General features: G+C 72.1%; 12 protein-coding genes and 1 tRNA gene. 7 read left to right on the top strand and 6 right to left on the bottom strand.

The features are described 5' to 3' along the window. Positions 1-81: 81 nt before the first annotated feature. The 3 genes from ABZ449_RS06585 to ABZ449_RS06575 form a co-directional block, all read right to left on the bottom strand. Positions 82-951: an alpha/beta fold hydrolase gene (locus ABZ449_RS06585; RefSeq protein ID WP_360341168.1), complete on the bottom strand. Its 870-nt coding sequence runs from the start codon at positions 949-951 to the stop codon at positions 82-84. 110 nt (positions 952-1,061) lie between these two features. Further along, a complete protein-coding gene (locus ABZ449_RS06580; RefSeq protein WP_360341165.1) occupies positions 1,062-1,622 on the bottom strand; it encodes a hypothetical protein in 561 nt (186 codons plus the stop codon). Positions 1,623-1,639: 17 nt separating this feature from the next. Further along, a complete protein-coding gene (locus ABZ449_RS06575; RefSeq protein ID WP_360341162.1) occupies positions 1,640-2,074 on the bottom strand; it encodes an ATP-binding protein in 435 nt (144 codons plus the stop codon). Positions 2,075-2,235: 161 nt separating this feature from the next. On the opposite strand from ABZ449_RS06575, the gene ABZ449_RS06570 reads away from it, so the two are divergent. From ABZ449_RS06570 to ABZ449_RS06560, 3 genes are read left to right on the top strand one after another with little or no spacing between them, the layout of a single operon-like run. Next, the gene (locus ABZ449_RS06570; protein WP_360341159.1) at positions 2,236-3,183 is read left to right on the top strand and encodes a helix-turn-helix transcriptional regulator; all 948 of its coding nucleotides are present in this window, start codon (positions 2,236-2,238) and stop codon (positions 3,181-3,183) included. After that, positions 3,140-3,277: a DUF397 domain-containing protein gene (locus tag ABZ449_RS06565; RefSeq protein WP_360341207.1), complete on the top strand. Its 138-nt coding sequence runs from the start codon at positions 3,140-3,142 to the stop codon at positions 3,275-3,277. Before ABZ449_RS06570 ends, ABZ449_RS06565 begins: the two co-directional genes overlap by 44 nt. 23 nt (positions 3,278-3,300) lie before the next feature. Further along, complete coding sequence (locus tag ABZ449_RS06560; protein WP_360341156.1) at positions 3,301-3,558, top strand: DUF397 domain-containing protein; 258 nt, start codon at positions 3,301-3,303, stop codon at positions 3,556-3,558. Between the two features lie 58 nt (positions 3,559-3,616). Here the strand turns inward: ABZ449_RS06560 and ABZ449_RS06555 are convergent, their stop codons facing one another. Then, on the bottom strand, positions 3,617-4,225 hold the full coding sequence (locus tag ABZ449_RS06555) for a CGNR zinc finger domain-containing protein (RefSeq protein ID WP_360341153.1): 609 nt from the start codon (positions 4,223-4,225) through the stop codon (positions 3,617-3,619). Positions 4,226-4,337: 112 nt separating this feature from the next. Here ABZ449_RS06555 and ABZ449_RS06550 point away from each other — a divergent pair, with 112 nt between their 5' ends. From ABZ449_RS06550 to ABZ449_RS06535, 4 genes are all read left to right on the top strand, one after another. Continuing rightward, the gene (locus ABZ449_RS06550) at positions 4,338-5,405 is read left to right on the top strand and encodes an alcohol dehydrogenase catalytic domain-containing protein (RefSeq protein ID WP_360341150.1); all 1,068 of its coding nucleotides are present in this window, start codon (positions 4,338-4,340) and stop codon (positions 5,403-5,405) included. 24 nt (positions 5,406-5,429) lie between these two features. Then, complete coding sequence (locus ABZ449_RS06545; protein WP_360341147.1) at positions 5,430-6,410, top strand: alpha/beta hydrolase; 981 nt, start codon at positions 5,430-5,432, stop codon at positions 6,408-6,410. Between the two features lie 127 nt (positions 6,411-6,537). Then, a tRNA-Leu gene (locus ABZ449_RS06540) sits at positions 6,538-6,621 on the top strand. Between the two features lie 103 nt (positions 6,622-6,724). After that, positions 6,725-7,504 (top strand): aldo/keto reductase, encoded by a 780-nt coding sequence (locus tag ABZ449_RS06535; protein ID WP_360341145.1) that lies wholly within the window; start codon positions 6,725-6,727, stop codon positions 7,502-7,504. A gap of 45 nt (positions 7,505-7,549) precedes the next feature. Here ABZ449_RS06535 and ABZ449_RS06530 read toward each other — a convergent pair whose 3' ends face one another. Beyond that, positions 7,550-8,506 (bottom strand): hypothetical protein, encoded by a 957-nt coding sequence (locus tag ABZ449_RS06530; protein ID WP_360341142.1) that lies wholly within the window; start codon positions 8,504-8,506, stop codon positions 7,550-7,552. 138 nt (positions 8,507-8,644) lie between these two features. Beyond that, a complete protein-coding gene (locus ABZ449_RS06525; protein ID WP_360341139.1) occupies positions 8,645-8,914 on the bottom strand; it encodes a hypothetical protein in 270 nt (89 codons plus the stop codon). Positions 8,915-9,183: the final 269 nt, after the last annotated feature.

The raw sequence follows: 9,183 nt of genomic DNA, 5'->3' as shown, positions 1-9,183 counted from the left end.
GCGGGGGTGTTCGCGGCGGCGGGGGGGGGGCGGGCGCGGGGTTCGGCGCCCCGTCCGACTTCCCGCGCGCGGCCGGCTCGGTCAGGCCCCGGTGGGCAGGAGGGCGGTGAGTTCGCCCAGGACGCGGGCCGCCTGCGCCGGGTCGATCAGCCACTTCAGGTGGCTGCCGGGCAGGGTGCGGACGTCGTAGGGGTTCTCCGGGGTCAGGGCGTCGCCCTCGCGGATCATCCGGTCCTGCATGGCGAGCGGGATGCCGGCGTCCTCGGTCAGCCGGACGTACGTCTTGGGGATGCGGCCCCAGGTGTCGGCCTGGGCCCGGTCGTCGGGGGTGCCGACGTCGAGGTTCTCGTCGGGCTGGAAGGTGTTGAGGAGGGCCAGGAACTCCTCGTCCGTCCCGTCGGCGAGGAAGGCCGCCTTGTAGGTGGCGAGGGCGTCGGGGTCGGCGGTGCGGAAGTTGACGCGCAGCAGGCCGAGCTCGGCCGGGTTGCCGACCATCGCCGCGCCCAGCCCCGCGGCGTCGGCCGTGGCCATCTCGGGCTCGGCGTAGTAGGCGCCGACGGGGAGGTCGACGGGGCACCAGGCGGAGACGTAGACGATGCGGTCGATCAGGTCGGGCCGCTGGTTGGCGGCGACGGTGGCCGTCATGCCGCCGCGGCTGTGGGAGACGAGGATGACGGGCCCGTTCCGCTTGGCCCGCTCCAGGATCGCGATCAGGTGCGCGACGTTGTCGGCGAGGGTGACGCCCTTGATCGCGCCGGGTGCGGTGGCGAGGCCTTCGAGGTCCTGCGGTGCCTGGTAGACGCGCAGGTAGGTGGCGGCGAAGCCGTGCCCCGGAAGGTCGACGGCGACGGACCGGTGCCCGAGGAGGCCGAGTTCGGCTTGGAGCGGCGAGAAGGAGAAGGAGTTCGCGAAGGCTCCGTGGACGAGGACGAAGGTCGGCTGATTCTGCATGGCCTCACCCTCCAACAGAACGATCTTCGGAACAAGATCGAACTGAGGGTTGATCATCTCCGCCGGGCGGCCCCGAAGGGCCGCGGACCTGTGTGTGCGGCGCTGGGAGCTCAGATGCGGGCGGCCTGGGCGCGGCAGTGGGTGAGGGCGTACTTCAGACGGGGGTCGGGGTTGGGGGTGGCCGTGAGGACTTCGCCGGCGGTGGTGAGGGCGGTCCAGTAGGCGGCCGGGTCGCCGGTGCGGGAGAGGGGGTGGGCGGCGGCGAGGGAGAGGTAGGCCGCGGTGAGGTTCCCGGTGGTGAACCAGCGCTGGAGGCCGTGCCGGTGGCCGGGGCGGATGCCGCCCATGGCGTCGATGGCGGTCAGGAAGTGTTCGACGACGGCGAGTTCGGTGTCGGTGAGGGGCTTGGGGACGTCGAAGACGCCGAGGGCTTCGAGGAGTTCGCCGGTGTCGTGCTCGGAGCCCGGGCGGGGGTGGGCGAGGAGGGCGTCGTAGCAGTCGTCGAGACGGCGGGTGCTCTCGGCCAAGGGGATGTCGAGGGCCAGGCAGACGGCGCGGGCGCAGGGAAGGGGCTGGTGGCCGAGGCGGGCGATGAGGGCGTAGGTGGTGGCGGGGGTGGCGCCCCGGGAGAGGGTGTGCCGGGCGAGGGTGGCGAGGGAGGGCTGGTGCATGGGGGGAGTCCGGACTTTCAGACGGTGACGAGAGCGGGGGTCGGGGCAGGGGCGACGAGCGCCCAGACATACTTGCCGATGCCACCGGGGCGGGCGGCGCAACCCCAGCGCTCGGCGAGTTCGTTGACGAGGAACAGGCCTCGACCGTGCTCGTCGTCGGGAGCGGGGGAGTTGAGGGTGGGGTGGCCGCTGCCGGCGTCGTGGACTTCGAGGCGCAGGCGGGAGCCGGTGAGGGTGAAGCGGATCTCGATGAGGCGGTCGTCGGGGGCGTCGGAGTGCTGGACGGCGTTGGCGAAGAGCTCGCCGAGGAGCAACTCGGCGGTGTCGGAGTAGCGCTCGCCGGAGGGGAGACCGGAGAGGTAGGCGCGGAGCAAGTACCGGGCCAGGGGCGTGGATTCGCTGCGGGAGTCGAGACGCGCGACGAACGTGCGGGGACGACGGGCAGTGGGCATGGGGGAGTACCTCGGGGGGCGGAGGGGGCGTGCGAAAGGTAGCGCGCAATCACGCTGCGCATGCGGATGATTGCGTTCTGGTCTCAATGGTCGGGGATGCAGAGGTACGGTGATGGCCGAAATCAGGTGCCGGGGGCACGTGGTGCGTGAGGGGGCCAGCGGTGGCACATCGGCGGTTCAAGCGGGAGTTGACGGCGAGCTCGGCGGAGCTGTTCGGCGAGGAGCTGCGGTTCTACCGGGAGCTGGCCGGCTACACCCAGGAGGAGCTGGGCAAGCTGCTGCACTGCAGCCGGACGAACATCACCCGGTATGAGACGGGGCAGCGCCGCATGCCGCCAGAACTGGTGGAAAAGGCCGATGAGCTGCTCAATACGGGCGGTGCGCTGAAGAGGCTTTGGGGGAGGGTGGACTGGAACGCGAGGGTCGAACACCCTGACTGGTTCCAGGAGTACGTGGACCAGGAGGCCATCGCGATCGGGATGCGTGTCTATCAAGACAGCGTTATGTACGGCCTGTTGCAGTGCAGACCGTATGCGCAGGCGATCTTTGCTGCTGGAGATGCGGTCGGTAATCCGGACGAGATTGAGGAGCAGATCAGGGCTCGACTTAGCCGGCAGAGCCGATTTCTGGCACCTGACGGGCCACTGTTGCTCGTCGTGCTCGATGAGAGTGCCATTCGTACCGTTTGGGGCGGGCCGGGCGTGATGCGTTGCCAGATGGAGCACTTGCTGCGGGTGGCCCAGCTTCCGAACGTCATCATTCAGGTGGCCCCTTTCTCCCACCGGCGAACTGACGTCAAGACGGCTATGGTGTTGCTGGATCTGCCGGATGGGCAGCGGCTGGTCTACTCGGAGAGCCTCGACCGAGGTCATCTGAGTGACGCCGTCGACATCGTGGCCAAGCATCAGCGTCGCTATGATCAGCTCCGGGCCGAATGCCTGTCGGAGGCTGACTCGCTTCGGCTGATCGCCGACGCGCTGAAGGGTTTCAAGGATGAAGAGCAACGAGCTCGCCGCAGCCGTCTGGCGGAAGAGCAGCCACAGCAACAGCGACGGCGGCAACTGCATCGAGGTAGCCCCCGGATTCCCCGGCCTCGTTCCGGTGCGTGACTCCAAGGACCCGCACGGCCCGGCGCTCGTTTTCCCCGCCGCCGCGTGGGAAGCCTTCGTTGCAGGCGTCCGTGAGGGCGACTTCCCGGCGTAGAACTCCTCAAGGAGCTGGCTGTGTTGACCTGGCGGAAGAGCAGCTATAGCGGCAATGACGGCGGCAACTGCGTCGAGGTCGCCGCAGCCGCCTGGCGCAAGAGCAGCCACAGCGCGGGCGACGCGGGCGAGTGCATCGAGGCGGCCCTTGGGTTCCTGCCCGGCGCCGTTCCGGTGCGTGACTCCAAGGACCCCAGCGGCCCGGTCCTCGTCTTCCCCGGTCCCGCCTGGACCGCCTTCGTCGAAGCCGTCCGGGCGGGCGAGCTGCCGATCGAAGGCTGATCCCCCCTCAATACCCCTCGGGGCGGGGCGCCCACCGGGGCCCCGCCCCGATGCGTAGCTATTCGCCGCCCTCGGGCGCTTGCATCTTCGCCCGGTAGGCGCGCTTCTTCACGAGTGCGCCGCAGGTCTTCATCGAGCACCAACGCCGCGCCCCCGCACGCGAAGTGTCCACGAACGGCGTCCCGCAGTCCGGGTTCCCGCAGACGCGGACGCGCGTCCGCTGCTCGGACCCGCAGAGTTCGATCAGGTCCCGCGCGACCATCGACAGCACCGCCGCGACCCCGTCCCCGTCCCACCGCACGGACGCCGCATCCTCCGCGAGTACGGGCACCGAAGTCGGCGCCGCCGCCGCGTCGTTGACCACCGCGACGTCCTCCGCCGCCGGTGCCGCCCCCTCGGCCAGCGCGACGCCCGTCCGCTGGACCGCCTCGCGCAGCCGCCTGGCGCCGTCCAGCTCGGCCTCGGTGCACGTCGGCGCCACCGCCGTGCAGCCGCTCTCCACGCTCCAGCGGCTCAGGTCCCCGGGTCGAGTCAGCCGCTCGACCCGCGCCTCCCTGCCGCGGTCGGCCAGCGTGCCGGCGAAGGCGAAGCACAGCCGCGCGTCGTCGAACCGGAAGTCGGTCCTGGCGCGCTGGCGCCCCTCGCGTCGGCCGTCCCCATCGCTCATGTCCACCACTCTATGCGGTTGACGTTCCGCATGGCGAGCGCATAGCGTCGAAGTCTCAAGTCCACCGCTTGAACCGGTGGACTTTCCGCACTCTCCCGAGGAGGTCGCGCCCATGCGCGCCGCAGTCGTCGAAGAACTCCACGAGCCCCTGGCCGTCCGCGAGGTGCCCGACCCCGTCTGCCCGCCGGACGGCGCGATCGTGCGCGTCGGCGCCAACGGGATCTGCCGCACCGACTGGGCCCTGTGGGCCGGGGACTTCTGGACCGGAGGGCCGCAGGTCAAGCCCCCGTTCGTGCTCGGGCACGAGTTCGCCGGGACCGTCGTGGAGGTCGGCCGGGACGTCCGGGGCTGGAAGGACGGCGACCGCGTCATCTTCCCGATGAACCCCGGCGAGGGGTCCTGCGAGATGTGCCGCAGCGGCAACCAGCACGTCTGCGAGCACGTGGACTCCCTCGTGCCCGGCGTCTCCTACTGGGGTGCCTTCGCCGAGTACGTCATGGTCCGCTTCGCCGACGTCAACCTCGTCCGGGTGCCGGAGTCCATCGGCTTCGTCGACGTCGCCGCGCTCGCCTGCCGCTACATGACCGCCTTCCACGGCGTCGTCGACCAGGCCCGGGTGCGCGGCGGGGAGTGGGTCGCGGTGTACGGCGCCGGCGGCGGCATGGGCCTGTCCACGGTGGAGATCGCCGCGGCGACCGGCGCCAACGTCATCGCGATCGACATCGACGACGACAAGCTGGCAGCCGCGCGCGCCCTCGGCGCCGTCCACACCGTCAACGCGGCCACGGACGAACCGACGGAGGCGGTGAGGACCCTCACCGGGGGCGGCGCCCACGTGTCCGTCGACGCCGTCGGGATCGCCGAGGCCTGCCGCAACTCCGTGCTGTCCCTGCGCACGCGCGGGCGCCACCTCCAGCTCGGGCACACCACCGGCGCCGAGAAGGGCGACGTCGCGCTGCCGGTCGACGTGATGATGGTCAAGGAGCTGGAGATCCTCGGGGCCTTCGGCATGCAGGGGCAGCGGTTCGGCACGATGCTCAACATGATCGCGGCCGGCCGCCTGGACCCGGGCCGGATCGTCACCCGCACCGTCGGCCTCCACGAGGCGGGCGCGGTGCTGGAGTCCCTGGAGACGTACGGGACGACCGGCGTGGTCGTCATCGACGAGTTCGGGGCCTGAGCGGCCGTGGAAGCGGAGACCACCATGCCCGCCCCCCGCCTGCTGATCGACCCCGAACTGGGCCGGGCGCTCGACGGCGTCCCGATGACCCCCAACGGCGCGTTCGACCTGACCGACATCACCGCGACGCGCGAGGCGCTCCGCTCCTTCGCCGCGGCGACCGCCGCCGGCGCGCCCGACGAGCCGTCGGTCGCCGTGGAGGAACACCGCGCCCGCAGTGCCGACGGCGGCCCCGACGTGCCGGTCCGCCTGCTGCGGCCCACCACCGCGACCGGGCCGCTGCCGGTCGTCCTCTGGTTCCACGGCGGCGGGCAGGTGCTCGGCTTCGCCGCCCAGGACGACCCCTGGCTCAAGCGGCTGTGCGCCCGGCTCGGCTGCGCCGTCGCCGCCGTCGACTACCGGCTCGCCCCCGAGACCCGCGCCCCCGGCGCCGCCGAGGACGGGTACGCCGCCCACCGGTGGCTCGTCCGGGAGGCGGCCGCCCTCGGCCTGGACGGCACCCGGATCGGCATCGCCGGCCAGAGCGGCGGCGGAGGCGTCGCGGCCGCCACCGCCCTGCTGATCCGCGACCGCGGCGGCCCGGCGCCGCTGTTCCAGGCGCTGATGTACCCGATGCTCGACGACCGCAACCGGACCGCGTCCAGCCACGAGATCACCGGCCTCGGCATCTGGGACCGCTCCACCAACCTCCTCGCCTGGCAGGCGGTCCTCGGCGACCGCGCCGGAACCGACGACGTCTGCCCGTACGCCGCCCCCGCCCGCGCGCAGGACCTCGGCGGGCTCCCCCCGGCCTTCATCGCGGTCGGCGAACTCGACTGCTTCCGCGACGAGGACCTCGACTACGCCACGCGCCTGCGCGCCCACGGCGTCCCGGTCGAACTCCACCTGTACCCCGGCGCGTACCACGCCTTCGACCTGTTCGCCCCCGAGTCGCAGCTCGCGCGGAGCTTCCAGCAGACCTGGACCGCCTACCTCGCCCGCCACCTGCGGGCCCCCGCCTCGTAGCCCTCCCCGGGCACCGACCGCCCCCGCGACCGCCCCCCTCGCGTCCGGGGGTGGTCGCCGTCCGTTCGCCCGGCGGTGGTCGGAGGCACCCCTCCGGATGGTCTATAGTTTTCCTCATCACCCAGATGCGCGGGTGGCGGAATAGGCAGACGCGCTGGATTCAGGTTCCAGTGCCCGAAAGGGCGTGGGGGTTCAACTCCCCCCTCGCGCACAGCGAACGGCCGGTCGATCTTCGGATCGACCGGCCGTTTTGTCGTCCGGCGGTGCCGACGTCGTCTCCGACCACGAGATGACCGACCTGGGAGTGACCAGACGTGCACGACGAGACCATCGAACGGCGCTCCGAGGTCCGAGAAGTCGAGCTCGGGCTGGGCCTGATCGGCATCGGCCGGCCGTGGCCCACCCCGGATTCCGCGGTGTGTCCCGTCGAGCAGGCCCGGGTCCTGCTGGAGCGGGCGATCGAGCTGGGCATCCGCTTCTTCGACACGGCCGCCGCGTACGGCCGCAGCGAGGCGGTGCTCGGCGAGTACCTCGCCGACCTGCCCTCCGGCCGGCGCGACGACCTGGTGATCGCCACCAAGTGCGGCGAGACCTGGCCGGCCCCGGAGGGCTACCGGCCGGACCACTCCCTCGGCGCCCTGGAGACGAGCTTCGAACGGTCCCGCCGGCTGCTGGGGCGCGTCGATCTCCTCCAGCTCCACAAGTGCACGGTCGAGGACCTGCGCGACGCGCGTCTCCTCGCCTGGTTCGACGGCCTTCGGGCCTCCGGCGAGGTGGGCGCGGTCGGAGTCAGCGTCTCCTCCGAGGAGGCGCTGCGGACGGCGCTCGACGTCGACGTCTTCGACACCGTCCAGTTCCCGGCTAACTCCGCCAACGCCGGCTTCGCCGCCGCGTACGGCGAGGCCGGGCGTTCGCACCTGCCCCTGCTCAACCGGCCGATGGCCTCCGGTGCGCTCGCCGGCGCCGGCAACCCCTTCGCCTTCCACACGGCGGCGTTCCGTCGCGCGGTCGTCCTGACCGGGACCACGCGGATCGGCCACCTGGAGGCGAACGCCGCGGCCTTCGCCGCCGCGAAGGCCGCGGCCGTCCACTGAGGGATCGGGGCCCCTACCGACGGCTTCCCCCGCGGTCGTGCGCCCTCAGCGGCTCTCCGCCCCGCGGGCACGGCGCAGCACCAGCAGGACGGCCGTGCCCGTGGCGGCCGCGAGGGCGAGCAGCGCGGCCACGGTCACCGCGTCGGGGGCGGTGACCGACTGGGAGCGCAGCGCCTGCCAGAGCAGGAGCAGTACCAGGCCCAGGTAGGCCAGTGCCGCGATCCACATCAGCGCGACGCGGTCCCGCTCGGACAGCCCGCGCGGCCGGGTGGCGAGGAGGAAGCCGATCAGCGGCAGCACCTGGAGGGCGTGGAGTCCGGCGAAGTGGGGGATCCGCAGGTCGCCCGCGTGGATGCTCCAGTCGGTGACGGGAAGCCCCGGCCCGCCGTCGGCGAGCCCTACGGTGTGCGCGCCGACGACCGGCAGACCGTGGCCCTGTGCGGCGGCCGCGCGCTGCCGGGAGGTGGGCATCGTCATCAGGAACGCGACGGCCATGCCCAGTGCGCTCACCCCCATGCCCAGGCGCAGCCCCCACGCGAACACCGGCGGTCGCACCCGCCGGCGCAGCAGCAGGACGACGGTCGCCAGGGCCATCGCCCAGGTGGCGACGATGAAGGCGGCCATCGTCATCCACACCGCCGTCGCCGTCGTGGAGCCGAAGTTGAAGTGGCTGGTGGTTCCGGACGCGGCGGCGGCGGCGATCAGGGCCATCTCGACGGTCAGGGACACGGCCGTCACCCGGGAGACGGCCCGGACGAGGCGGTCGTGGCCGCGGACGAAGGTGAGCAGCCACAGCAGGGTGAGGGTGTAGAGGCCGATCGAGAGCGCGAAGCGTGCGGGCTTCGCCCAGGCGGGCTGCCCCGTGATCGACCGGGGATCGGTGATCAGGCCGACCAGGGCGACGGCCAGCATGAGGACCATCAGCGCGGCCGTGCCGGCCAGCGGACGGTTCGTCGTCCACGCCTGCCGCGCCGGCTCCGCGGGCCTGAGTCCCCGTGCCATGTGATGCCCTTCCCTGCGCCCACGGGTGTTCAACGGGAACGGCCGGTCGACCTCGTGGTCGACCGGCCGTTTCGTCATTCCGGGAACCGGATCGCTAGGCCCCGCCCGGGGCCTCACGCCTCCGGTGGCGGGGGTCGGTCAGCCGTTGTTCCACGTGGCGCCGGAACCGGTGAACGAGCCGGTCACGCCGTCGTCGTCGGACCAGATCCAGAAGTTGGCGTGCGAGACACCGTCAGAACTGACGGAGGACTCGTTGGCCCCGACCCCGGCGCCGTGCTGGTTGGCGGTGAAGAAGCCCTGGCCCCAGCTCGCGTCCAGGCCCTCGGTGGCCGAGGCCAGGCCGGCGCAGCCGATCACGAGCGGGACGGTGAGGGCGCTGACGGCCAGGACACGCTTGAGAGCACGCATGATGGTTTCCTCCGAGGATTACGAGGTATCAGTCGGCAGCGCCGGTCGGCCCTGCCAGAACCAGACAGCCATGGGTCGCGACCCCTCGCAATCGACGCCGCCATCCGAACAGACCTAACGGACCGTCAGACTCGCCGTCCTGACCTGCGGAAATGGCCGATCGGGTGATCATATGCCGAGGTCGTTCGGGCGGAGCAGGGCCCGGGCCGGACAGCACGGAGGCGGGGGGGGGGGGAGACGTTGATACGGCACCGCGCGGGGCGCGCCGA

The sequence above is a fragment of the Kitasatospora sp. NPDC005856 genome (assembly GCF_040629945.1).
In the GTDB taxonomy this organism is placed as follows: domain Bacteria; phylum Actinomycetota; class Actinomycetes; order Streptomycetales; family Streptomycetaceae; genus Kitasatospora.
The sequence above is the reverse complement of the archived record's forward strand: the minus strand, read 5'-3'. Positions and strand labels throughout refer to the sequence as shown.